Origin of the sequence: Xanthomarina maritima, assembly GCF_008084905.1 — a bacterium.
In the GTDB taxonomy this organism is placed as follows: domain Bacteria; phylum Bacteroidota; class Bacteroidia; order Flavobacteriales; family Flavobacteriaceae; genus Xanthomarina; species Xanthomarina maritima.
In genome coordinates, this window is sequence record NZ_VSFC01000062.1 from 359,086 (window position 1) to 384,738 (window position 25,653).

Sequence of the window (25,653 nt, forward strand, 5' to 3'; positions counted from 1 at the left end):
CAACAGGAAACTTTAAAAACCAAAAAAGTTTCCAAAGTTTTAACATTTTCTTAATATTGACTAAAACTTATAGTATAAGTTTCTATTATTGCACTATTTTTGTTTCATGCAACAAATAGCTTTTTATCAAGAAACTTTTGTTTCTTTTTTAAACACATTTTCAGTACATAGAGAGCCAGCCTCACTTTATAATCCCATCAATTATATTTTAAAATTAGGAGGTAAACGCTTACGTCCAGTTTTAACTTTAATGACTGCCGAAATATTTAATTGCGATTATAAAAAAGCATTAAATGCTGCGTTAAGCATTGAAGTGTTTCATAACTTCTCTTTAATTCATGATGATATAATGGACGATGCTCCTTTACGTCGTGGTCAAGAAACAGTTCATGAAAAATGGGATTTAAATACAGGGATTTTATCTGGAGATGCCATGTTAATTATGGCTTATCAATTATTCGAAAATTATAATCCTGAAACATTTCAAGCTCTCGCAAAATTATTTAGTAAAACAGCTTTAGAGGTTTGCGAAGGTCAGCAATTTGATATCGATTTTGAAACCAGAGAAGATGTGACTATTGCAGAATATTTGAAAATGATTGAATACAAAACAGCTGTTTTAATTGGTGCTGCAATGAAAATGGGTGCTATTGTAGCTCAAGCTTCAATAGAAGATCAAAATTTAATTTATGACTTTGGTAAAAATCTAGGAATTGCTTTTCAATTACAAGACGATTATTTAGATGCATTTGGTGATCCTAAAACCTTTGGGAAACAAGTTGGTGGAGATATTATTGAAAATAAAAAAACCTTTTTATATTTAAAAGCAGTCGAGTTTTCAGCAGAAGATAAAAAAACAGAACTGTTGCATTTGTATAGTTTAAATACCAAAGAACATTCTGAAAAAATTAAAACAGCTAAGCAAATTTTTATCTCAAGTGGTTCTGCAGAAGCGACTCAAAAAGAAATTCAGAATTATACTTCAAAAGCCTTTATAGTGCTTGAAAAATTAAATATATCTAAGGAAAATAAAGTGGCATTAAGACAATTTGGAGAACAATTAATGAATAGAAACGTATAATGCAATTACCAGCTACTTTCGAAGAATTAGTTAACAAAGCGACTCAAGATAATTTATATAAAAATTTAATAAAACAATTAAATAAAGATCTTTTGTATGCTAATATTGATTTAGATTTTAGTGAAGACGTACTGCCATCTAGTTTAAAATTATTGCTTCATGAAACCATCTATAAATTGATTCAAGAAAAATTTATGGATTACCTTAATCTGCTATACATAATTGATGTGTCTGAGAAAAAAGTAAAACAATTAGATGGAAGTGATACCTTGTTATTATCTGAACAAATATCTTTTTTAATTCTACAACGTGAATGGCAAAAAGTTTGGTTTAAAAATCAATATTCTTAAAAGTAAACACGTACAAATGGCATCCATGGATCTAAGTAGGTGCTTTTTGAACTGTCATAAAGCAAATCATATCTAATACCAATTGTAACATGTCTGGTGCTATAACCAGCACCTAAATATAAAGATGGATACCAATAATTTTCATCGATATAATCTGTTCGGCTATCCCAATCTATATTGACATTATTCTGTTCAAACTCGGTAGAAAGTTGGAGTTCAGGAATGGGATTAAACAGACCAAGAATACTTCCACCAATGATTGATGATTTATAGTAATTCTTTTCTGTATTATAAGTGCCACTAAGGCCAATTCCTAATGCAACATAGTTATTAAGTCTATAAATAGCACTTGGAGCAAGAGTTCCACTAAAATATCCATCTCCAAACCCAAGTCCTATTCCTCCTCCAAATTGAACACGACTCCAAAAATCATTTGGTTGTTTGTTTGCATTTACTTGAGCATGTAAGTTTATAGCTATCAAACAGATTACTAATAAAACTAAGATGTTTTTTTTAGACAATAAGTAAGATTTATTCATGATTTTAATTTTCGTTAAAAATGGGACTGTATAAAAATAATAAAACCATATCTAATTTTACTAAAAGTTGTACTTTTGTGTAAATTTTGTTTGAACTTTTTAGTTTTACATTTTATATGGATAAATTTTCCTTTTTAAATGCAGCACATACAGCATATTTTGCTGACCTTTATGATCAATATTTACAAAACCCAGATTCTGTAGAACCAAGTTGGAGAGCTTTTTTTCAAGGCTACGATTTTGGTAGCGAAAGTTATGGCTTAGTCGATGAACTAGTCGATGGAGTATCTTGCGAGCATGTTTCTGAAAATCTTACTAAAGAATTTCAAGTTATAAAACTTATAGATGGTTATAGAACTAGAGGACATTTGTTTACAAGAACAAATCCTGTTCGTGAGCGAAGAAAATATGCTCCTACCTTAGAAATTGAAAATTTCGGCTTATCTAAATCAGATTTAAATACGGTTTTTAGTGCTGGTGAAGTTCTAGGAATAGGGTCTCAAACGTTACAGGAAATAATAAATCATTTAGAAAAAATTTATTGTAGCTCGATTGGTGTTGAGTATATGTATATTAGAAAACCTGAAGAAATACAATGGATTCAGGATAAATTAAATGTAAATGATAACCAACCTAATTTTGATGTTGAGCAAAAGAAGTATATTCTTAAAAAACTAAATGAAGCAGTGTCTTTCGAAAACTTTTTACACACCAAATATGTTGGTCAAAAACGTTTTTCATTAGAAGGTGGAGAATCTTTAATCCCAGCTTTAGATGCATTAATTGAAAAAGCTTCAGAATATGATGTAAAAGAATTTGTTATGGGAATGGCACATCGTGGTCGTTTAAGTACCTTAACAAATATCTTCGGAAAATCGGCTAAAGATATTTTTAGCGAGTTTGATGGAAAAGATTATGAACAAGAAGTTTTTGATGGTGATGTTAAATACCATTTAGGTTGGACTAGCGATAGAATTACAAATACAGGTAAAAAAATAAATTTAAACATTGCTCCAAATCCATCACATTTAGAAACTGTTGGAGCAGTTGTTGAAGGAATTACAAGAGCGAAACAAGACGATAAATATCCTGAAAACCCATCACAAGTATTACCAATTATTGTTCATGGTGATGCTGCTATTGCTGGACAAGGCTTGGTTTATGAAATTGTTCAAATGGCTCAATTAGATGGTTATAAAACAAATGGAACCATTCATATTGTAGTTAATAATCAAGTTGGTTTTACTACCAATTATTTAGATGCTCGTTCAAGTACCTATTGTACAGATGTTGGAAAAGTAACACTCTCTCCAGTTTTACATGTCAATGCAGACGATGCAGAAGCTGTTGTACATGCTATGTTATTTGCATTGCATTTTAGAATGAAATTTAAACGCGATGTATTTATAGATTTATTGGGTTATAGAAAATATGGTCATAACGAAGGCGATGAGCCACGTTTTACGCAACCAAAATTATACAAAGCAATTGCAAAACATCAGAACCCAAGAGATATTTATGCAGATAAACTAATAGCTCAAGGGATTATAGATAGCGCTTATGTTCAAAAATTAGAAGAAGATTACAAAGCATCATTAGAAGAAAAGTTAGAAGATTCTAGAAAAGAAGATAAAACAGTTATTACTCCATTTATGCAAAATGAATGGGAAAATTACATTACTGTTGAGGAGGATAAAATGATGAAGCCTATTGATACTACTTTTTCTAAAAAAGGATTAGAAAAAATAGCTGACACTATTTCAACCCTTCCAAAAAATAAGAAGTTTATTCGTAAAATTTCTAGATTAGTAGAATCAAGAAAAGATATGTTTAACGAGAATAAGTTAGATTGGGCAATGGCAGAACATTTAGCTTATGGAACGTTACTCGAAGAAGGTTATGATGTTAGAATTTCAGGACAAGATGTTGAAAGAGGAACCTTTTCACACAGACATGCTGTAGTAAAAGTTGAAGATAGTGAAGAAGAAATTATTCTATTAAATAATATTAGCGATAGCCAAGGAAGATTCTTTATTTATAACTCTTTACTTTCTGAATATGGAGTTGTTGGTTTTGACTATGGCTATGCCATGGCAAGTCCAAAAACATTAACTATTTGGGAAGCACAATTTGGAGATTTTAGTAATGGTGCTCAAATTATGTTGGATCAATATATTTCTGCTGCCGAAGATAAATGGAAACTTCAAAATGGTCTAGTCATGTTATTGCCTCATGGATACGAAGGTCAGGGAGCAGAACATTCATCTGGACGTATGGAACGTTATTTGCAACTTTGTGCCAAAGACAATATGTTTGTTGCAGATTGTACAACACCTGCAAATATGTATCATTTGTTGCGTAAACAAATGAAAGCTAATTTTAGAAAGCCATTAATTGTGTTTACACCTAAAAGTTTATTGCGTCATCCACTAGTAGTTTCAACAGTAGACGAATTTGCCAATGGTAGTTTTCAAATGTTAATAGACGACGAAAGAGCAAAAGCAGATAAAATTAAAACTTTGGTATTTTTAACTGGAAAATTCTATTACGATTTACTTGAAGAACAAGAAAAACTAGAAAGAACAGATGTTGCATTAGTAAGAATAGAACAACTATTTCCATTGCCAGTTAAAGAAATAAGAGCAATACTTAAAAAATATAACAACGCAACAGACCTGGTTTGGGCACAAGAAGAACCAAAAAATATGGGAGCATACAGCCATATGTTAATGCATTTAGACGAAGCAAAAACATTTAGAGCTGCAACACGAAGAGCTTATGGAGCTCCAGCTGCTGGTAGCTCTGTTAGATCAAAAAAACGTCATAAAGAAGTTATAGATTATGTTTTCGATAAATCAAAAAACAATCAACGTTAAATTGAAAAAAAGCTTATTCATATTATTTTTACTTGTCTCTGTAATATCTTATTCACAAGATAAAGATAATTATAGCAAAGTAGTTGCAGATTTTCAATCGTTATATAATGAAGGCAATTACAATGCTATTTATTATATGTTTAATTACGATATGAAGAAAGCTATGCCACTAGCAAAGACACGAGCTTTTTTTGCTGATTTAAATAGTAAATTAGGAAAAATAACTCAAGTTGAATTTAATAAAATAAAAGATTTAGCACACATCTATATTGTAACTTTTGCTTCAGAAGTTAGAGATATAACATTTTATTTAGATAATAATAATAAAATAGGTGGATTGCTTGTAACGTATCATAAACCAGATAATTTACCAGTTCTTGATAGAAATACGACTAAAATGATTCTGCCTTTTAATGAAGAATGGTTTGTATTTTGGGGAGGAATAGATAAAAAAAACAATTACCATGTCGCTCATGAAAATCAGAAATATGCTTACGATATTTTAATAATAAAAGATGATGCGTCATTTAGTGGAGATCCTAAAGTTAATGAGAATTATTACGCTTATGGAAAAGATATTATTGCTCCTTGCGATGCGAAAGTAGTTAAAGTTATAACAGGAGTTAAAGATAATATTCCTGGAGAACTAAATTCAGAACAACTTACAGGAAATACAATTGTTCTAGAGACAAATAATAAAGAATATATTTTGTTTGCACATTTAAAAGAAAACTCCATTGCAGTAAGAGAAGGCCAATTTATTAGAAAAGGAGGCTTATTAGGAAAATGTGGAAACTCAGGGAACACTACAGAACCTCATTTACACCTTAGTCTACAAAATACGTTGGATATGAATATTGCTACAGGAGCAAAATTATATTTTGATAGGATTTTGGTTAATGGAGAATTACAACTAGATTATCTTCCTGTAAAAGGAGATGCAATAAAAAATAGAGACTGATAACAAACCGTTTACAAATAAAATTATAATTATGATTTTAGAAATGAAAGTTCCTTCACCAGGAGAATCAATTACAGAAGTAGAAATAGCAACTTGGTTAGTGCAAGATGGAGATTATGTAGAAAAAGACCAAGCAATTGCTGAGGTAGATAGCGATAAAGCAACTCTTGAGCTTCCTGCAGAAGCTAGTGGAACAATTACACTTAAAGCTGAAGAAGGTGATGCTGTTGCAGTTGGTGCAGTAGTTTGTTTAATTGATACAAGTGTAGCTAAACCAGAAGGAAAAGAACAATCTGTAAAAGAAGAAAAAAAGGACGAAGCTCCAAAAAAAGAAGTTGTTGAAACTCCAAAAGCGACAGAGACAAAAACATATGCAACTGGTACTGCAAGTCCTGCTGCTAAAAAGATCTTAGCAGAAAAAGGTATGGAAGCTTCTTCAATTTCTGGTACAGGAAAAGATGGTCGTGTAACAAAAGAAGATGCTATGCAAGCAGTGCCTTCTATGGGAACACCTACAGGTGGAACTAGAGGTACATCAAGAAGTAAAATGTCTATGTTACGTCGTAAAGTTGCTGAAAGATTAGTAGAGGCTAAAAATACAACAGCCATGTTAACGACTTTTAATGAAGTAGACATGTCTCCAATTTTCACTTTACGTAACGAGTATAAAGAAATTTTTAAAAATAAACATAATGTAGGGTTAGGCTTTATGTCATTTTTTACATTAGCAGTAGTTAGAGCATTAAAAATGTATCCAGCTGTTAATTCAATGATAGATGAAAAAGAAATGATTTCTTATGATTTTGTGGATGTATCCATAGCAGTTTCTGGACCAAAAGGTTTGATGGTGCCAGTAATTAGAAATGCTGAAAACCTAACATTTAGAGGTGTAGAAGCAGAAGTTAAAAGACTTGCTATTAGAGCTCGTGACGGACAAATTACAGTTGATGAAATGACTGGAGGAACATTTACTATTTCAAATGGAGGAGTTTTTGGATCTATGTTATCAACACCAATTATCAATCCTCCACAAAGTGGTATTTTAGGAATGCATAATATTGTTGAACGTCCTGTAGCAGTAAACGGAAAAGTAGAAATTCGTCCAATAATGTATGTTGCGTTGTCTTATGACCATAGAATAATTGATGGAAAAGAGTCTGTTGGTTTTTTAGTTGCGGTTAAAGAAGCTCTTGAAAATCCAGTGGAATTATTAATGGATAATGATATTAAGAAAGCATTAGAGCTATAAAAAAGAATTTCATATAATACAAAATAATAAAGCGCAACTTATTTTTAAGTTGCGCTTTTGTCTTGAAAATAACTAACTAAAAAAATTAACAAGAATATTGATTGAGATTACAGTTACAACAACAATTACTAATCCAATTATAAAATATTTGTTTACTCCGTTTTCTTCGTTTTCCATTATCAATAGGTTATAGATTTAGGGTGTTTTTAAAAATTTAGGAAATGAAACTCCGTGTCGGTTAAGACACAGAGTTTTCTGTTATTCCCTAAAAAGTAATTGATTAATAGCTTGGTAAATATCTAAATATTTTGAAATCCAAACAATACGTAACATTACGTATTTTTATATATAAATAAGAAAATATTGAAATGGTATAAATAAAGAAAGCTCTAAATAAAAAGAAATTTATTTAGAGCCTTCAAATTCTCCCTAAGAACTAATTAATAGCAATACAAATATCGGTATAAATAGTACACTAAACAATACGTAACGTTACGTATATTTTACTCTAAATGCTTTTGGTTTTCTTTAACCCAAATTAAAAGACTGTTTTGTATAGGAGCTAAATCTAGTTTTTTAATAATATGACTTTTATGTTTTTCTACTGTTCTATTAGAAATAAACATAAGTTCACCAATTTCTTTAGCAGTTTTATTTTGAGCTATTAATTTTAAGATATCTAATTCTGTAGGTGTTAAAAGTTCTAATTTTTTGGGTGTTTCTTCAACCTCTAGATAGGAAAGTAATTCGGGACTAAAATAAGGCATAGCTTTTATTACAGAATCTATACAATGTTCTATTTCAGCAAGAGCAAATTCTTTTAGAACATAACCATAAACGCCTAAATTTTTAGCCTCGTTGTATATGTTTTCGTCTTTTTCGAAAGTAATAAGTATTATTTTAGTTTTCCAGTTTAGTTCTTTGCATTTTTTAGCAATATCTAAACCTGTTAAAAAGGGCATTTGTATATCTAAAATAGCAATCTCTGGGTTATGTGTTTCTATAAGCTCAAAGGCTTCTTTCCCATTAACAGCACTAGCAAGTACATTGTATTTTTTTTCTAAGAGAAAATCGTTAAGCCCTTTTAATATAAGAGGATGATCGTCTGCTATAATTATGGAAGTTTTCATGTGCTATTAATAAATTCTATAGAGAGTAAAATCTAATTTTATTCAAAAAATAAGAAATTTACTACAATTTCAAATATAAATATTTCTTTTCATAATCTATTACGGCTTTCCCTTTTTTTAAAATATCTGCCCCAATAATACCGTCTACTGGTTGAGCATTGTGGTTTGTTAATGCTGTGTTTACATGTGTTAGATTAAATAAAATTAAAGCCGTTTTGTCTTTTTTCCATTTGCCAATTTTCAATTTATTCTTTTTTGAAATTTGTGTTAGCATATCTGTTGCACCAGCTCCAGCAGCTTTTACTTCAGAATCTTTAACCTTAAGTTTAAAAGTTTCTATAGCATCAAATCCTACACAAGAACTTGAAGCACCTGTATCTAAAATAAACAATCCCTTTACACCATTAATGCTGGCTTTAATTTCAAAATGATTTGTCTTAGTTAGTTTTAATTTAACTTTTGTATAACCTTTGTCTAATAGATAATCTTGAAGCTTTACCATAACTAGTAATTTCTTTCAAAGATAATAATATAAAAACTTCTATTTTTGCAAAATGATAGTTACAGATACACATACACATTTATATAGCGAAGCGTTTGCCGAAGACAGAAAAGAAATGATTCAAAGAGCTATGGACGCAAATGTCTCTAGATTTTTTATTCCTGCTATAGATTCATCATACACAGAAAGCATGTTTCAATTAGAGGAAGATTTTCCAAAAAACGTCTTTTTAATGATGGGTTTACACCCTACGTCTGTAAAAGAAAATTATCTAGAAGAATTAGCACATGTTGAGGGCATGCTTGCTAAAAGACATTTCTATGCCATTGGAGAAATAGGTATAGATTTGTATTGGGACAAGTCTACATTAAGTATTCAAAAAAAAGCTTTTAAACATCAAATTCAATTAGCTAAAAAGTATAAATTACCAATAGTGATTCATTGTCGTGAGTCTTTTGATGAAATTTTCGATGTTTTAGATGAAGAAAAGAGTGACGATTTATTCGGAATATTTCACTGTTTCACTGGAACTTTTGAACAAGCAAAACGGGCTATTTCCTTTAATATGAAATTAGGAATAGGAGGCGTTGTTACGTTTAAAAATGGTAAAATAGATCAGTTTATAAATCAAATAGATTTAAAACACATGGTCTTAGAAACAGATTCACCTTATTTAGCACCAAAACCCTATCGAGGAAAACGTAACGAAAGTGCTTATATAATTAAGGTATTAGAAAAACTATCGGAACTTTATAAGCTACCTCAAGAAAAAATTGCCGAAATTACAACTCAAAACTCAAAAGACGTATTTAATATATAAGTATGGAATCAAGCAAACCTAACATTCTTTTAATTTATACAGGAGGGACTATTGGAATGATTAAAAATCCCAATACAGGAGAATTGCAATCCTTCGATTTTAATAACCTGTTAAAACGTATTCCAGAATTAAAATTGTTAAGCTGTCATATTTCAACTGTTTCTTTTGAAAATCCTATAGATTCTTCGAATATGAATCCAGAATATTGGATTCAAATGTCGGAAATGATTGAAGAAAATTATGATACTTTTGATGGATTTGTTGTACTGCATGGAAGTGATACTATGAGCTATACTGCTTCAGCCCTGAGTTTCATGTTGGAAAATTTAGCAAAACCAGTTATTCTTACTGGATCGCAACTGCCAATCGGAGATTTGCGTACAGATGCAAAAGAGAATCTAATTACCTCCATACAAATGGCAGCTTTAAGAAAAAATAACAAACCAGTTATAAGAGAAGTTGGGTTATATTTTGAATATAAATTATATAGAGGAAATAGAACGACTAAAATAAATGCAGAGCATTTTGAAGCTTTCGAATCTTTAAATTATCCACATTTAGCTGAATCGGGAGTTCATATTAAAGTAAATAATGAAGCTTTGTTTGCTCCAAATCTTAAAAAAAAATTAGTAGTCCATAAAAATCTAAACACCAATATTGCATTAATAAAATTATTTCCAGGGATCTCTAAATCTATTTTAGAATGTATTATCTATAATCCTAGTTTAAAAGGGATCATATTAGAAACCTATGGGGCTGGAAATGCAACAACAGAAAATTGGTTTGTATCTTTAATTAAAGAGGCTATAAATAAAGGAATTCAAGTAGTAAATGTAACACAATGTTCAGGAGGAAGCGTAAGCATGGGGCAATATGAAACAAGTTCACAACTTAAAAAAATTGGTGTTATTTCAGGAAAAGATATAACTACAGAAGCAGCTATCGTAAAATTAATGTATTTATTAGGAGAAAAAATTTCTGCTAACACCTTCAAAACCATATTTGAAACTTCTTTACGAGGAGAATTGTCTTAAAATTAACTTTCAAAATTTTTAGCTTTCAAAAGTTTTTTTGTTATTTGCCAATCGTATTATTAAATTAATATTGAGAGAGGTGGCCGAGTGGTCGAAGGCGCACGCCTGGAAAGTGTGTATACCTCAAAAGGGTATCGAGGGTTCGAATCCCTTCCTCTCTGCTGATATTTTTATTTTTTAATCGTATTTTTTTTATATCTTTAACACTTTAACTAATAAAATTAAGAACAAGAACAATGAAAAGATTATTTTCTATTCTAGCCATTACTGGAATTATGGCTTTCGGAACTGTTAATGCAAATACAACTGCAAATATAACAGCATCAATAGCAGCTACTGTTGCTAGTGTATCACAAGATGAAGCAGCAGCTGATGAAGCTTCAGAAGATCTTGGATTTCACCAAGAACTAAAAAAACGATTTATAGAAGGAGGTCCTGGATTTATGGGAATCGTTCTGTTATGTTTAATTCTTGGTTTAGCAATTGCTATCGAAAGAATTATCTTTTTAAACCTATCTACTACAAATACTAAGAAATTAACTCAAGATGTAGAAGACGCATTACAATCTGGTGGTGTAGAAGCTGCAAAAGAAGTTTGTAGAAATACAAAAGGACCTGTTGCCTCTATTTTCTATCAAGGATTAGATAGAACAGACGAAGGTATTGAAGCTGCTGAAAAAGCTGTTATAGCTTATGGTGGTGTTCAAATGGGTCAATTAGAGAAAAACGTATCTTGGATCTCATTATTTATTGCCTTGGCTCCAATGTTAGGATTCATGGGAACAGTAATAGGGATGATTCAAGCCTTTGATAAAATTGAAGCAGCAGGAGATATGCAACCATCTTTAGTTGCAGGTGGTATTAAAGTAGCACTTTTAACTACAGTATTTGGTCTAATTGTTGCTATTATACTTCAAGTATTCTACAATTACATTATTGCAAAAATTGATAGCATTGTAAACGATATGGAAGATGCATCAATCACTTTAATGGATTTATTGATTAGAAACAAGAAGTAATAATAACCTAAAACACATTAAACAATGAGTTTACATAAAATATTAACAATTATTGTTGCCATACTTTCTATAGTAGGAGTCATATTCGCTTTAATGATTATGTCTGGAAATGAAAGTATGATAGATAATATGATATATGTTACTTATGTAGTTCTTGCTCTTATACTAGCTTTAGTACTAGTGTATGTGATTAAAGGATTATTTGCTGGTAACATTAAAAAGACATTAATGTCTGTTGGAGCATTCTTAGTAATTATCGTAATTTCTTATGCAATGTCTTCAGGAACAGATTTAGATTTAACACCTTTTACAGATAAAGGCGTTGATATAACTGAAGCAACATCTAAAAATGTTGGAGCTGGATTATATGCTTTTTATGCTTTAGCTATTATTGCTATTGGTTCTATGGCTTTATCTGGAATTAAAAAAATAACGAATAAATAATTATGGCAAAAAGATCAGCACCAGAAGTTAATGCAGGCTCTATGGCTGACATTGCATTCTTACTCCTAATATTTTTCTTGGTTACTACAACCATTGAAACAGATTCTGGGTTAAATAGAAAATTGCCTCCAATTGACGATACAGAACAGGAAGACGTTATTATTAAAGAGAAGAATATTTTTCAACTTAATGTAAATCGTAATAATGATTTGTTTCTAAAAACAGGTGGCGAAGAAAAAGTCATTCAAATTAAAGACCTACGTAATGCTGCAGTTACCTTTTTAGATAATGGTGGTGGAACAGGTCCAGATGCTTGTAAACGTTGTCAAGGAAAGAAAAACCCTAGATCTTCAGATAATTTCGATAAAGCTATTATTTCGTTACAAAACGATAGAGCGACTAAATACGAAACATATATAGCTGTTCAAAATGAAATAATTGCGGCATATAATGAGTTAAGAAATAGAGAGTTTCAAAAAAGTTTCCCTAATTTAGAGTTGAACTTTGTTGAAGCTGAAAAACGCTATTCAGATCCTAGAACTCCTTCAGCAGAAAAAGCGAAATTAAAAGACAAATTAGAAGAAATTAAAATTTTAATTCCGCAAAAATTCTCTGAAGCAGAACCTAAAAAGTCTAATTAGATAAATAAATAATATGTCTAAATTTAAAAAGAAAAAAAGTGGCGATATGCCAGCAGTTAATACAGCATCTTTACCAGATATTGTATTCATGCTATTATTCTTTTTCATGGTGGCAACTGTTATGAGACAGAACACGCTAATGATTGATAATAATTTACCTTTTGCTGATCAAGTTGAAAAACTAGATAAAAAAGATTTGGTAATGTATATCTACGCTGGAAAACCAAGTAGCAATTATAAGTCAACATATGGTACCGAAGCAAGAATTCAATTAAACGATAAATTTGCTGAAGTAAATGAAATTCCTGCTTTTATTGCTGCCGAACGTGCTTCTAAGAGAGAAGAATTAATCCCGTTCTTAACTACTGCTTTAAAAGTAGATAGCGATGCAAATATGGGTTTAATAACAGATATTAAACAAGAATTACGTAAAGTTAATGCACTTAAAATTAATTATACAACTAAAAAAGGTAATGCCTTACAAGGGTTGAAAAAATAATTATATTCTTAATTTTATATTATAAAAAGGCGTTTTGAGAAATCTTAACGCCTTTTGTTTTATATTTAATCTTGTTAAATTACAATTTAGATATGAGGATTATACTCACTGTATTTTTGAGCTTAATATGTGTAACAGCCATCCGGTCGCAAGAGAAAGTTACAGACACAACTAAAGTAATTGACCCAAAATATAGAGAAGACCAGTTTTATTTAGCTATTACTTATAATTTACTTGGTGATAAACCAAACAACGTCTCTCAAACTGGTTTTTCAAGTGGTTTCCATTTAGGATATATAAGAGATTTACCTTTAAACGAAAGAAGAAATTTTGGCTTAGGTCTAGGCCTAGGATTCTCATTAAATTCTTACAATCATAATATTTTTATATACGAAAGCGACGCTGGAGAGATAGAGTATATTAATTTAAGTGACTCTGATATTAATTACACTAAGAACAAATTCTCTACTTATCTTGTTGAAATGCCTTTGGAAGTAAGATGGCGCACCTCTACAATCGAAGAATTTAGATTTTGGCGTATTTATACTGGATTTAAAGTGGGTTATCTAGTAGCAAGCTCCACAAAATTTAAAGGGGAACAGGGGAAAATAAAAAATAATAATCTGAAGGATTTTAACGATTTTCAATATGGTTTAACCTTAAGTGCTGGATATAATACCTGGAATTTTCACATATATTATTCTTTAAACCCAATACTTTCTAAAGATGCTAAAATAGGAGTACAAGCCATAGACATGTATGCTATAAAATTTGGTCTTATATTTTATATTCTATAACCAGTAATTAACTAAAATTAATTGTGGTAGCAAACCAATAAAAAATCCAAAAAGCAATTCTATGTTGGTATGTGCTTTTACATGAAGTCTTGATGTAGCAATAGCTCCAATAATTATAAACATGAGCGCTAAAGTACCATTAACATTAATGCTAAAATGAATACTTAATGCTATATAAAACATGGTGACTCCTGTTATCCCAATCATATGAATACTTGCCTTAAATTTTAAAATAGCTAGAATAAAACAAGCTAGAGTGGAAATTAAAATGCCTACAAAAAAATAATACAGTTCTATAATTTCTGTAGGTGGTAAAACCCGATTAATTATTAATAATGTAATGCAACCATTTAAAAACAATGGAACTATTCGTTCTTTTGCTGTGTCTAAATATATAGAATGAACTCTCCCAATATTTTTTAATAGAAAATAAAGTAAAATTGGTAATGCAATAGTTAATATTAAAAGTGAAATTATTTTAGCCTGAATAATTTCTATAGGAATAAATCTAGGCGATTTTGAAAAGTAAAATACCACTCCTAACATTGGCATAAGAATAGGATGAAATATAAACGAGATACTTTTTAAAAGCTGATTCAATTTTTTGTTTTAAAAGTAAGGAATTTATTGATGTCTACACCTAATTACGGAAAAACCGTAATTAAAAGTGTGTATTTCATCGAAAACTGTGAAATATACGTAACCTTACGTATATTTTTAATGAATTATTTTTCTAGGTTTATAAACAATTAATCGATAACGCTTTTTTTGTTTATGAAATTTTACTTTTTAACAGTCCAACAGTCCAACAGTCCAACAGTCCAAATTTACACTATTTAAAATAGTTTGTTTTCTTCTATTAAATGTTTTGTTATTTACGTGTCAGAAAGACGATTTTGAAAGTAAAGAACAAAATAACTCAAATAAGTACCCAGACATACATTCTCAAATACTAAGTTTGGATGAGGTACAACAAAACAGCAAACTACAAAAGTCTTTAAAAAAGATTTCTAATAATTTTGATGTAAATCAAATTAAGACTAAAAATAAAACTTCTAATTCAACTTCTAACGTAGGAACTAACTCAAAAATAGATGCTAGCGATTGATCTTTTTCAATTTTAACAGACAAAATTTTACATGTCACTTCCAATGGAGGAGAAGCTTGGTCCTTTAAAATTGAAACACCACTATTGGCAGAAGCCACATTTGAAAATTTTGTAATTACTGATAATGGTGAGGACATTAAGTTTTTTATATATTCTTATATTACTTTAGACTTTAATGAAGAGCTTAGACATTTTCTTATTTCTGTTTTACCCATCGAAGATAATCTAATTGATGTTGTAGATTTTCAAGGATTTCTGAATGCAAAAATGCATTTAATAGATGGTTGTTTGTATAATATCCCAGAAGATGGAGGAGCCATCCAAACTATTTGGTGTAATGATGGAGGAAATGGAGGCAATATGCCAACTTCATCGGGTGGTGGTGGTGGAGACATAGCGCTTATATCAAATGATTGTAAAGGTATTTGCACTGTTTGGCAACACGTTCAAATTGGTGATGATAGAATGGCAATTGTTATTGGTTATTATCTTTGCGCACCAGACGAAAGCTGTAATTATGGAGAAAATAATGAAGAAAACAATGGTGAAACTGGAGGTAATAATGAACAAGGTAGCGGACAATTTCCAGACAATAATAACTTAGGTGGCACAAGTGGAGGAGGTACTAGTTCCTCTTCTGGAGGCCAGCCAGCAGTTGGAGCCTTACCTTCTATAGAACAGAATGAAATTACATTAACACCTAAAGAAAAAGTATTAGAATGTTTAAATGATAATAACATAACATTAACACCAACACAACTAGAGTGGTTGAACAATTCAAGTAATGGCATTAAAATTAAAGGAATGTCAACTATGATTGGAAATGTTGGATGTGAAGATATGATAGATATTATTCTGGAATATATAAACGCCTCTCCACCTAGTCCACTTGATTTTAAAGATTATGCTTATGAACAATTAGAGTGTTATGGAATTCAAGAATTGATGAATAGTGCTTATTTTACAAGTGCACTAACTGATTTAAGAAGTAGTGCTCCAGGAGCTTCAAGTGAAAAGGGTTATGAAATTTCTAGAAATAGTATGGGGAATATTTCTAAAAACTTTGTAGATGGTTCTTCAGGGTTTGTTACTTTAAGACATGGTGGTGAAATTATGGGAGGCATGCATATTCATCACGATCCAGGTGAATTAATGTTTTCTGCTGAAGATATTTATAATTTATACCAATATCATACAGGGAACATCGTGAACAATCCAAATCAATTTTCTAGTTATGAGGTCTTTACAGTTTTAGTCACTATACATGGAACTTATATGTTAAAAATGAAAGACAAAAGTTTATTAGGGTATATTTTTCAAAATAAATCATTATTAGATATTAATGGAAAATTAGGGCATTATTATAATTTATCATCGTCCTCAATAAATGAAGATGATAGGTTTATTAAAGGTCTTTTAAAAACCTTTGAATATTATAGACGTAAGTTAAATAATATGCCTAGAATTCCAATTAACTTCTATAAATTAGATGAATCCATTCAAAAATTTGATAGACTGACATTAAACGATTCGGGAGCAATAATAAAAACACCTTGTAATTAAAAAAACTATGAAACATTTAATAAAATTTTTAATGCTTATCATGTTTATAAGCTGTAAAGCACAAAACATTGTACCAATTTTTAACGATACTGGTGTCGATCTTCCAGAGAATAATGCCTATTTAAAAGACGTTGATAACGATTATAACCCTTATGTTGGCACTTGGAAATGGGAGAGTGGGAATAATTCCTTGACCATTATCTTTAATAAGTTAGAACAATATACTTCTGGAGATGGTGATTATTCCGATTTACTGCTTGGAGAATATCAATATATAGAAAATGGTGTTGAATTGGTAAATACATTCCCTTTAATCGAGCCAATAGGAATTCCTAATATTGTCAATCAAGAAGATGCCATGCGAAATAATAACATAGTTTCTTACTCTATTACAACAAATGATATTGGATTTCCACCCTGTCCTGAATGTGCTCCAAATACGCGTTTTATAATATTAAGTATTAAAGAACCTACCAAACCTGGATTATGGGGAGGAATTGTAATGGCTCGATTTGTTGAAAGTGGCGTAGAAAAAATTAGAGCAAAAATAACCATGAGATTTAATGAAAATGCAAGTATTAACTATTCTGGTCCCGAGATTATAACAATTCCTGTAGGAGTTTATACATTTATTAAGCAATAATTAAGAGCTTAGCTTGAAATTTAAAAAATATGTTGCCACGAATATTTTAATTATTCGTGGCAAATTTATTTATCATATCTTCTTACGCAATCGAGCCACAGGAATATCTAATTGTTCTCTGTATTTTGCCACAGTTCTTCTAGCAATAGGATAGCCTTTTTCTTTTAAAATTTTGGCAAGTGCTTCATCTGTTAAAGGTTTTCTTTTGTTTTCGTCTTCTATAACAGTTTCAAGAATTTTTTTAATTTCTCTGGTGGAAACTTCCTCTCCTTGGTCGTTAGTCATCGATTCCGAAAAGAATTCTTTAATCAATTTCGTACCATAAGGCGTATCTACATATTTACTATTGGCAACTCTGGAAACCGTAGAAACATCCATTTCTATTTCGTCTGCAATGTCTTTAAGAATCATTGGGCGAAGTTTGCGTTCATCGCCACTTAAAAAGTATTCTTTTTGATAATGCATAATAGCACTCATGGTAACAAATAAAGTCTGCTGACGTTGCTTAATGGCGTCTATAAACCATTTGGCTGCATCCAGTTTTTGTTTGATAAACATGACGGCATCTTTTTGCGATTTCGATTTGTCTTTAGACTCCTTATAACCTTTCAACATGTTATTATACTCTCTCGACACATGAAGTTCAGGTGCATTTCTACCGTTTAGGGTTAATTCTAATTCGCCATCAACAATCTTAATAGCAAAATCTGGAACCACATGTTCCACTATGCGGTTATTTCCAGAATAAGAACCACCAGGTTTCGGATTTAGATGTTCTATTTCGTCAATAGCATCTTTTAGCTGCTGCTCTGTAATATCGAATTTTTGAAGTAATTTTTTATAATGTTTTTTAGTAAATTTCTCAAAGGCATTGTCTATAATATCGATAGCCAACTCTACATCTGGACGTTTTTCTTTTCTGTGTAATTGAATGCTTAAACACTCTTGAAGGCTTCTGGCTCCAACTCCTGCTGGATCTAATTGATGCACTATTTTTAAGACCTTTTCTATTTCAGCTTCAGTGGTATATATGTTTTGTGTAAACGCCAAATCGTCCATAATGTCGATTAACTTACGACGTATGTAACCACTTTCGTCAATACTTCCAACTAAAAATTCAGCTATATCAAACTCATCATCTGTTAATCTAAAGGTGTTTAACTGATTGATTAAATGTTGTGTAAATGACGTTCCAGCAGCATAAGGCATGGTTTTTTCTTCATCATCGCTACTGTAATTATTGGCTTGAGTTCTATAATCAGGTACATCGTCGTCGCTTAAATAATCATCAACGTTTATATCGTCTGCATTTATAGATTCATTGTCATCTTCAAAATCGTTTGAATTATCAAAAACGTCATCTAAATCTTCAAGCTGTTCTTTACCACTCTCAAGGGCTGGATTTTCTTCTAATTCTTGTTTTAGACGTTGCTCAAAGGCTTGCGTTGGCAATTGTATCAGCTTCATCAACTGGATTTGTTGAGGCGATAACTTTTGCGATAATTTAAACTGTAAATATTGTTTAAGCATTGTAAGGATTTGGTTTCATCTGTTAATATTTATTGTCTTTCAACGGTCAGATGCAATGCCTTATAATCAAATAGGTTGGGTTGCAACTTATGGTTAATGGCATTTAATATAAAAATAAAAAAAACAATCTATATAAACGTAGATATAGATTGTTTTATGATTTTATTTAATCTTTTAATTTAAAACGAAAATTTAATGTTTATGAATCTTCGCTTCTTGTCTGCCGATAAGCAAGTGTTCTGAAAGACAACTTTTAGAATTCAGCATTTTGAGGTGTTCTAGGAAACGGAATCACGTCGCGAATATTACCCATGCCTGTGGCAAACATCACCAATCGTTCGAAACCTAAACCAAACCCAGAATGGACTGCAGTTCCGTATTTACGTAGATCTAAGTACCACCATAATTCTTCTTCGTCTATGTCCAGAGCTTTCATTTTTTCTTTAAGCACGTCCAAACGTTCTTCACGTTGCGAGCCTCCAACCATTTCGCCAATGCCTGGAAATAAAATATCCATGGCGCGAACGGTTTTACCATCTTCATTTAAACGCATGTAAAAGGCTTTGATGTTGGCAGGATAATCAAACAAAATAACCGGACAGTTAAAGTGTTTTTCCACCAAATAACGTTCGTGCTCACTTTGTAAATCGGCTCCCCATTGGTCTATAATATATTTGAATTTCTTTTTCTTGTTTGGTTTGCTGTTTTTAAGAATGTCTATAGCTTCCGTGTAGCTTACACGTTTGAAATTGTTGTCCACCACAAACTTAACTTTTTCAATTAAGCTCATTTCGCTACGTTCAGCTTGAGGTTTTGTTTTTTCCTCGTCCAATAATCTGTTTTCTAAAAACTCTAAATCTTCACGATTGTGTTTTAAAATATAGCTTAAAACCGATTTCATGAAATCTTCAGCTAAATCCATGTTTCCAGCTAAATCCATAAAAGCAACTTCTGGCTCTATCATCCAAAATTCTGCTAAATGTCTAGAAGTGTTAGAGTTTTCAGCTCTAAAAGTTGGGCCAAATGTATAGACTTTCCCTAAAGACATAGCATAGGCTTCTGCTTCTAACTGACCAGAAACGGTAAGGTTGGTTTCTTTTCCAAAGAAATCTTCTTTATAATTTACGTTACCTTTTTCATCTAAAGGAGGATTTTTAGCATCTAAATTACTAACACGAAACATTTCTCCAGCACCTTCAGCATCACTACCTGTAATAATTGGTGTGTGCATGTAGTAAAAACCATTTTCGTTAAAATATTTATGAATGGCAAAAGACAAAGAAGAACGTAAACGCATAACAGCACTAAAGGTGCTGGTTCTGGTTCTTAAATGAGCATTTTCTCTTAAAAATTCGAAAGAATGTTTTTTAGGTTGAATAGGAAAGGTTTCTGGATCTGAATCTCCTAATATTTTTATTGAAGATACTTGAACTTCGACACTTTGTCCTTTCCCTTGACTTTCGGTTAAAGACCCTTTAACATGTACGGCTGCTCCAGTAGTAATACGTTTTAAAATGGCTTCATCTGTATTTTCAAAATCTACTACACATTGAATGTTGTTTATTGTAGATCCATCGTTTAAAGCTATAAATCGGTTAGCTCTAAAGGTTCTAACCCATCCTTTTATTTCAACGTCTTGTAAGGTGTTTTCTTTTGAAAGTAAGTCTGCAATGGTGTTCGATTTCATTTTGATTTATTTTTTCACAAAGATAATTCTTTGTTCTATTTTTTTAATTGTTGTTTTCTATATCGTTTTCAGTTACCTCAATATCTTCATCTTCTTCAGGAATAATATTTATTGAAGGTTCTTTTAAAACTTCTTTATTGGCAATACTTCGTTCAAGTGATAATAATAATGAAGGAAGCAGTAATAAATTCGATAGCATGGCAAATAAAAGAGTGGCAGACACTAAAGCTCCTAAAGCTACGGTTCCACCAAAACTAGAAAAAGTAAATACTAAAAACCCGAAGAATAAAACAATGGAGGTATAAAACATACTGACTCCAGTTTCGCGAAGTGCCGCATAAACCGATTTTCTAATTTTCCAGTGATTGGCTTGTAATTCTTGCCTGTATTTTGCTAAAAAGTGTATAGTATCGTCTACCGAAATACCGAAAGCGATACTAAATACTAAAATAGTTGACGGCTTTATTGGCACCCCTAAATAACCCATTAATCCTGCTGTAATAACTAAGGGTAACAAGTTTGGTACTAATGAAACGACTATCATTCTAAATGAACGGAACATATAAGCCATAAACAAAGAGATTAAAAAGATGGCTAATGATAATGAAATGGCTAAGTTTTTAACCAAATATTTGGTGCCTTTTTGAAATACGAGAGCTTTTCCAGTAATGGTAACATTATATTTATCTTTTGGAAAAACCTTATTGATTTTGGTTTGAAGGTTGTCTTCAATACGTTCCATTTTATCTGTGCCAATATCTTTCATGAACGTAGTAATACGAGCATATTGGCCTGTACTATCAACAAAATTGTTTAATAAATTGATATTAGAAGTTGAATTTTTTGCATAACTTAAAATAAAACTGTTTTCTTGAGATGTTGGCAATTGGTAGTATTTAGGGTTCCCATTATAGTATGCTTGTTTGGAATATTTAACAAGGCTTACAATAGAAACTGGCCTTGAAAGTTCTGGAGTCTCTAAAATAACATCTTCAAGCTCGTTCATACGCTTTAAAGTAGCTAACTTCATCACGCCTTTTTTACGTTTGGTATCTACTAAAATTTCAACTGGCATGATGCCATTAAATTCTTCTTCAAAGAAACGAATGTCTTGAAAAAATTCAGCTTCTTTAGACATGTCTTCTATTAAACTACCAGAGATTTTTATCTGATAGATGCCAATCATACTTACAATTAAAAGAACTATGGATGTTATGTAGATAGTAATGCGTCTTTCTTTTACCATGCGTTCCATCCAATTAACAAAACCACCAATCCAGCGTTTGTTTAGATGCTCTAGGTGTCTATCTTTAGGATAAGGTAAAAACGTGTATAGAATAGGGATAATAAGCAAGCACAATAGAAAAATAGCAAGAATACTCAATGAAGCCACAAGACCAAATTCTTTTAAAAGCGTACTTTCAGTAAGCATGAATGTAGCAAACCCAGAAGCAGTAGTGACGTTGGTCATTAATGTGGCATTACCAACTTTGGTAATAACACGTTGTAAAGATTTCACTTTATTGCCATGTAATTTTACTTCGTGTTGATACTTATTTATTAAAAAGATACAGTTAGGAATACCTATAACTATTATTAATGGAGGAATTAAAGCTGTTAAAACAGTTATCTCGTAATTTAATAAACCTATAATTCCAAAGGTCCACATAACGCCAATACAAACTACTAATAGCGAAATAAATGTGGCTCTAAACGACCTGAAAAAGAAAAAGAAAATTAAGGAAGTAACTCCTAATGCCAGACCAATAAATTTTCCAATTTCATCTACAATGTTTTGGGCATTTAAGGTTCTTACATAAGGCATTCCAGAAATTCTAACATCCAGATTAGTTGTATTTTCAAAAGCCTCAACTTTCGGTAATAGATAATCAAAAACAAAATCTTTTCGTGCTGGTGTATTTACTATATCTTTTTTAAGATAGATAGCAGTTCGGATGGCCTTGGTATTCTTGTTAAATAGAAAGTTATCATAAAAAGGATATTTTTTAAATAACTCTTGTTGAAGTGTGTCTAACTGGGTAATAGACTGAATGGAGTCTTGAATAAAAGGCGCTAGTTCAAACCTTTCATTTTCTGTGTCTTTTACTAGTTTTTTGAGGTCTTTTATAGAAACAACAGCTTCAACTTCATCTAAATCTTTAAAAGATTCAGAGAGTTTATTCCAAGCATTTAAATTTTCAACGGTAAAAAGTGAAGAATCTTTAATTCCTAAAACAACCAGATTACCTTCTTCACCAAAAACTTTTAAAAAATCGTTATAAACAACATTTACTTCGTGGTCGTCTGGTAATAAATTAGCTTCAGTATAGGTAAAGCGCATGTTTTTCCACTGAGTGCTAAAAAATATAGTAGCCACCACAACAACAAGTAGAATCGCAATTTTATTTCTTAAAATAACACGAGCTACAACATCCCAAAACCCTTTTGTAAATAGTTTAAACATATATTATAAAAACAGGCGCAAAGTTAGGTAAAAGCAATGTATTTGCTTAATGATTTTGCTTATAATGTTTTGTTTAAAGTGAATAAAATGAAATGAATTATGAGGAAGTTAAATTTTTAAGGATTCAATAAATAAAAAAAAGCGACTTAATAGTCGCTTTTAGATTATACTGTCATAATTTCTTTTTCTTTAACCTCTAAAATATCATCTACTTTCTTAACGTATTTATCTGTTAAGTTTTGGATGTCTATTTCAGCATTTTTTTGGAGATCTTCTGAAGCATCATCCAATTTTTTAATTTCAGAATTGGCATCTTTTCTGGCACTTCTAATACCAATCTTAGCATCTTCAGCTTCAGCTTTAGCTTGTTTTGCTAAATCACGTCTGCGTTCTTCTGTTAGAGGAGGTACGTTGATTATAATGGTATCTCCATTATTCATAGGATTAAAACCTAAGTTAGCATACATAATACCACGTTCAATTTCTTGAAGCATGTTTTTTTCCCATGGTTGTACTGTAATAGTTCTACCATCAGGAGTGTTTACATTGGCTACTTGATTTAACGGTGTTTGAGATCCATAGTAATCTACCATAACACTTCCTAGCATGGCAGGACTTGCTTTTCCAGCTCTAATATTTACAAATTGTTTTTCTAGATGCTTTAAGGCAGCATCCATAGATTCTTTAGTTGAGTCTAGTATAAACTGAATATCTTCGTTCATCTTAATATAATTTAATTCTTTTGAAGCTAATTCAAAAAATAAGCCAAAGGATAAAAATAAGAATTATAAATTAACTTTGGTTCCTATATTTTCACCTGAAACCACTTTTAATAGGTTTCCTTTCTTATTCATATCAAAAACAATAATAGGTAATTCGTTTTCTTGGCTTAATGTAAAAGCAGTAGTATCCATAACTTTTAAGCCTTTTCTTAAAACATCATCAAAAGAAATATGATCGAATTTTATGGCTTTTGAATCCTTTTCAGGATCTGCATTGTAAATACCATCTACACGTGTGCCTTTTAAAATGACATCGGCTTCAATTTCTATGGCACGTAAAACTGCTGCCGAATCTGTAGTGAAATATGGATTTCCTGTTCCTCCTCCAAAAATAACAACACGTCCTTTTTCTAAATGTCTAAGGGCTCGTCTTCTAATAAATGGCTCTGCTACTTCTTCTATATGGATAGCCGTTTGTAATCGTGTAGGAACTCCAGCATCTTCAAGTGCACTTTGTAATGCCAGACCATTGATAACGGTTGCAAGCATACCCATGTGGTCTCCTTGTACTCTGTCCATACCATTACTTGCTCCAGCAACACCTCTAAATATATTGCCACCACCTATAACTATGGCAACTTCAACGCCAGTTTCAGTAATTTCTTTAATGTCTTTAGCATATTCTGATAAACGTTCCGGATCGATGCCATATTGTCGGTTACCCATTAGGGCTTCTCCTGATAATTTTAAGAGAATTCTTTTGTATTTCATTAGTTGAATAGGTCTTTTAAAAGATTCCCAAATTGAGGGAATTAGAGTTTAGCAAAACTACATAAATTTTTTGTTTTTAGTTTTAAAAATTAGTTTACAGATAGTATAAAATTTAGATATAAAAAAACCACTACTAAATTTAGTAGTGGTTTTAATATTAAGTTCTTTGCTTAATGCTTAGAAAAACGTTTAATTAACCTAAAGTTACACGTTTAAAATCTGTAATAGTTACATCTCCATAAGATGCTACGTACTTAGCAACGTTTATCTTTTCATCTTTAATAAAGTTTTGATCTAATAAACATTTTTCTTGGTCTAACGTGGTGTTATCTGAAATAAATCGCTCCATTTTACCTGGAAGGATTCTGTCCCAGATTTGTTCTGGTTTCCCTTCAGCTTTTAATTCTACTTTAGCAGCTTCTTCAGCTTGAGCCATAACTTCAGGTGTTAATTGCGCCATAGAAATGTATTGAGGGACGTTTTTAAGGGTTTTACCTAATCGTCCTAATTCAATATTGTCTTTTTCTATAACTGCAATTCTAGCTTCAGTTTCTGATGCAATAAAAGCAGGATCAAAATCTTTATAAGAAAGAGTTGTTGCTCCCATAGATGCCACTTGCATAGCAACGTCTTTTACCAAAGTATCAGCATTATCAACTTCTTTAGATAAGCCAACTAAGGCTGCAATTTTATTAATATGAACATATTGTCCAACATAAGGTGCTTCTAATTTCTCAAAAGCTGTAATATCTAATTTCTCACCTATTACTCCAGTTTGTTCTGTTAACTTTTCAGCAACTGTCATGCCACCAAAATCAGACCCTAAAAAGTCTTCTTTAGTGTTATAGTTGATGGCTTTTTCAGCTAATTCGTTTGCTAATGCAACAAAGTTTTCGTTTTTACCAACAAAATCAGTTTCGCAACCTAATACAATAGCAACACCTACTGTATTGTTATCATTTATTTTAGCAATAGCAGCACCTTCAGAAGATTCTCTGTCGGCTCTTTTTTCTGCTACTTTTTGTCCTTTTTTACGTAAAACTTCAATGGCTTTGTCAAAATCACCTTCAGCTTCCACTAAAGCTTTTTTGCAATCCATCATTCCTGCACCTGTTGCTTGTCTTAATTTATTTACTTCTGCTGCTGTTACTTTTACCATAGCTTCCATACATTTTAATATTTAAAAAAGTCGTTTAATCTATTTTCAAACTAGAAAAGAATAA

25 protein-coding genes and 1 tRNA gene are annotated in these 25,653 nt (G+C 31.2%); 16 read left to right on the forward strand and 10 right to left on the reverse strand.

Annotated elements, in window-relative coordinates; translation table 11 throughout:
• The first annotated feature begins 106 nt into the window (after nucleotides 1-106).
• Together FVF61_RS13950 and FVF61_RS13955 are read left to right on the forward strand one after the other, a co-directional pair.
• Nucleotides 107-1,081, forward strand: a complete 975-nt coding sequence (locus FVF61_RS13950; RefSeq protein ID WP_148457449.1) for a polyprenyl synthetase family protein — start codon at nucleotides 107-109, stop codon at nucleotides 1,079-1,081.
• Nucleotides 1,081-1,431 (forward strand): hypothetical protein, encoded by a 351-nt coding sequence (locus tag FVF61_RS13955; RefSeq protein WP_148457451.1) that lies wholly within the window; start codon nucleotides 1,081-1,083, stop codon nucleotides 1,429-1,431. Before FVF61_RS13950 ends, FVF61_RS13955 begins: the two co-directional genes overlap by 1 nt.
• Here the strand turns inward: FVF61_RS13955 and FVF61_RS13960 are convergent.
• Entirely contained in the window at nucleotides 1,428-1,970 is a 543-nt protein-coding gene (locus FVF61_RS13960) for an alpha-ketoglutarate decarboxylase (RefSeq protein WP_148457453.1), read from the reverse strand. The two genes, FVF61_RS13955 and FVF61_RS13960, sit on opposite strands and share 4 nt — an antisense overlap.
• A gap of 116 nt (nucleotides 1,971-2,086) precedes the next feature.
• Here FVF61_RS13960 and FVF61_RS13965 point away from each other — a divergent pair, with 116 nt between their 5' ends.
• The 3 genes from FVF61_RS13965 to odhB are packed head-to-tail and all read left to right on the forward strand — an operon-like array spanning nucleotide 2,087 to nucleotide 7,056.
• On the forward strand, nucleotides 2,087-4,846 hold the full coding sequence (locus tag FVF61_RS13965; protein WP_148457455.1) for a 2-oxoglutarate dehydrogenase E1 component: 2,760 nt from the start codon (nucleotides 2,087-2,089) through the stop codon (nucleotides 4,844-4,846).
• Between the two features lies 1 nt (nucleotide 4,847).
• Nucleotides 4,848-5,807 carry a peptidoglycan DD-metalloendopeptidase family protein gene (locus FVF61_RS13970; protein ID WP_148457457.1) on the forward strand — a complete coding sequence of 320 codons (960 nt, stop codon included), beginning with the start codon at nucleotides 4,848-4,850 and terminating at the stop codon, nucleotides 5,805-5,807.
• 31 nt (nucleotides 5,808-5,838) lie between these two features.
• Nucleotides 5,839-7,056, forward strand: a complete 1,218-nt coding sequence (gene odhB / locus FVF61_RS13975) for a 2-oxoglutarate dehydrogenase complex dihydrolipoyllysine-residue succinyltransferase (RefSeq protein ID WP_148457460.1) — start codon at nucleotides 5,839-5,841, stop codon at nucleotides 7,054-7,056.
• A gap of 503 nt (nucleotides 7,057-7,559) precedes the next feature.
• On the opposite strand, the gene FVF61_RS13980 is transcribed toward odhB, so the two are convergent.
• Together FVF61_RS13980 and FVF61_RS13985 are read right to left on the reverse strand one after the other, a co-directional pair.
• Nucleotides 7,560-8,186 carry a response regulator gene (locus FVF61_RS13980; RefSeq protein WP_148457462.1) on the reverse strand — a complete coding sequence of 209 codons (627 nt, stop codon included), beginning with the start codon at nucleotides 8,184-8,186 and terminating at the stop codon, nucleotides 7,560-7,562.
• A 61-nt stretch (nucleotides 8,187-8,247) separates the two neighbouring features.
• Nucleotides 8,248-8,688 carry a retropepsin-like aspartic protease family protein gene (locus FVF61_RS13985; RefSeq protein ID WP_148457464.1) on the reverse strand — a complete coding sequence of 147 codons (441 nt, stop codon included), beginning with the start codon at nucleotides 8,686-8,688 and terminating at the stop codon, nucleotides 8,248-8,250.
• Between the two features lie 52 nt (nucleotides 8,689-8,740).
• Here FVF61_RS13985 and FVF61_RS13990 point away from each other — a divergent pair, with 52 nt between their 5' ends.
• From FVF61_RS13990 to FVF61_RS14025, 8 genes are all read left to right on the forward strand, one after another.
• A complete protein-coding gene (locus tag FVF61_RS13990; RefSeq protein WP_148457466.1) occupies nucleotides 8,741-9,508 on the forward strand; it encodes a TatD family hydrolase in 768 nt (255 codons plus the stop codon).
• Nucleotides 9,509-9,510: 2 nt separating this feature from the next.
• Entirely contained in the window at nucleotides 9,511-10,542 is a 1,032-nt protein-coding gene (locus FVF61_RS13995; RefSeq protein WP_148457468.1) for an asparaginase, read from the forward strand.
• Nucleotides 10,543-10,615: 73 nt separating this feature from the next.
• Nucleotides 10,616-10,703 (forward strand) — tRNA-Ser (locus tag FVF61_RS14000).
• A gap of 75 nt (nucleotides 10,704-10,778) precedes the next feature.
• Entirely contained in the window at nucleotides 10,779-11,561 is a 783-nt protein-coding gene (locus FVF61_RS14005; RefSeq protein WP_148457470.1) for a MotA/TolQ/ExbB proton channel family protein, read from the forward strand.
• Between the two features lie 24 nt (nucleotides 11,562-11,585).
• The gene (locus tag FVF61_RS14010; protein WP_148457472.1) at nucleotides 11,586-12,005 is read left to right on the forward strand and encodes a hypothetical protein; all 420 of its coding nucleotides are present in this window, start codon (nucleotides 11,586-11,588) and stop codon (nucleotides 12,003-12,005) included.
• A 2-nt stretch (nucleotides 12,006-12,007) separates the two neighbouring features.
• A complete protein-coding gene (locus FVF61_RS14015) occupies nucleotides 12,008-12,646 on the forward strand; it encodes an ExbD/TolR family protein (RefSeq protein ID WP_148457474.1) in 639 nt (212 codons plus the stop codon).
• Nucleotides 12,647-12,659: 13 nt separating this feature from the next.
• Nucleotides 12,660-13,145: an ExbD/TolR family protein gene (locus FVF61_RS14020; protein WP_148457476.1), complete on the forward strand. Its 486-nt coding sequence runs from the start codon at nucleotides 12,660-12,662 to the stop codon at nucleotides 13,143-13,145.
• A gap of 92 nt (nucleotides 13,146-13,237) precedes the next feature.
• Entirely contained in the window at nucleotides 13,238-13,942 is a 705-nt protein-coding gene (locus FVF61_RS14025; protein ID WP_148457478.1) for a porin family protein, read from the forward strand.
• On the opposite strand, the gene FVF61_RS14030 is transcribed toward FVF61_RS14025, so the two are convergent.
• On the reverse strand, nucleotides 13,937-14,542 hold the full coding sequence (locus FVF61_RS14030) for a hypothetical protein (protein ID WP_148457480.1): 606 nt from the start codon (nucleotides 14,540-14,542) through the stop codon (nucleotides 13,937-13,939). The genes FVF61_RS14025 and FVF61_RS14030 overlap by 6 nt on opposite strands.
• Before the next feature lie 268 nt (nucleotides 14,543-14,810).
• Between FVF61_RS14030 and FVF61_RS14035 the strand changes: the two genes are divergently transcribed.
• From FVF61_RS14035 to FVF61_RS14045, 3 genes are all read left to right on the forward strand, one after another.
• On the forward strand, nucleotides 14,811-15,050 hold the full coding sequence (locus FVF61_RS14035; RefSeq protein ID WP_148457482.1) for a hypothetical protein: 240 nt from the start codon (nucleotides 14,811-14,813) through the stop codon (nucleotides 15,048-15,050).
• Between the two features lie 84 nt (nucleotides 15,051-15,134).
• Nucleotides 15,135-16,613 carry a hypothetical protein gene (locus tag FVF61_RS14040; protein ID WP_148457484.1) on the forward strand — a complete coding sequence of 493 codons (1,479 nt, stop codon included), beginning with the start codon at nucleotides 15,135-15,137 and terminating at the stop codon, nucleotides 16,611-16,613.
• A gap of 7 nt (nucleotides 16,614-16,620) precedes the next feature.
• Complete coding sequence (locus tag FVF61_RS14045; RefSeq protein WP_148457486.1) at nucleotides 16,621-17,256, forward strand: DUF6705 family protein; 636 nt, start codon at nucleotides 16,621-16,623, stop codon at nucleotides 17,254-17,256.
• A gap of 72 nt (nucleotides 17,257-17,328) precedes the next feature.
• Here FVF61_RS14045 and rpoN read toward each other — a convergent pair whose 3' ends face one another.
• From rpoN to tsf, 6 genes are all read right to left on the reverse strand, one after another.
• Nucleotides 17,329-18,786 (reverse strand): RNA polymerase factor sigma-54, encoded by a 1,458-nt coding sequence (rpoN, locus tag FVF61_RS14050; RefSeq protein ID WP_148457488.1) that lies wholly within the window; start codon nucleotides 18,784-18,786, stop codon nucleotides 17,329-17,331.
• Nucleotides 18,787-19,039: 253 nt separating this feature from the next.
• Nucleotides 19,040-20,473, reverse strand: coding sequence for an asparagine--tRNA ligase (asnS, locus tag FVF61_RS14055; RefSeq protein ID WP_148457490.1), 1,434 nt, complete (start codon nucleotides 20,471-20,473; stop codon nucleotides 19,040-19,042).
• A 43-nt stretch (nucleotides 20,474-20,516) separates the two neighbouring features.
• Nucleotides 20,517-22,937, reverse strand: a complete 2,421-nt coding sequence (locus tag FVF61_RS14060) for an efflux RND transporter permease subunit (protein ID WP_148457492.1) — start codon at nucleotides 22,935-22,937, stop codon at nucleotides 20,517-20,519.
• 164 nt (nucleotides 22,938-23,101) lie between these two features.
• A complete protein-coding gene (frr, locus tag FVF61_RS14065; RefSeq protein WP_148457493.1) occupies nucleotides 23,102-23,659 on the reverse strand; it encodes a ribosome recycling factor in 558 nt (185 codons plus the stop codon).
• 63 nt (nucleotides 23,660-23,722) lie between these two features.
• Complete coding sequence (pyrH, locus tag FVF61_RS14070; protein ID WP_148457495.1) at nucleotides 23,723-24,430, reverse strand: UMP kinase; 708 nt, start codon at nucleotides 24,428-24,430, stop codon at nucleotides 23,723-23,725.
• A gap of 193 nt (nucleotides 24,431-24,623) precedes the next feature.
• Nucleotides 24,624-25,589, reverse strand: a complete 966-nt coding sequence (gene tsf / locus FVF61_RS14075) for a translation elongation factor Ts (protein ID WP_394348930.1) — start codon at nucleotides 25,587-25,589, stop codon at nucleotides 24,624-24,626.
• Nucleotides 25,590-25,653: the final 64 nt, after the last annotated feature.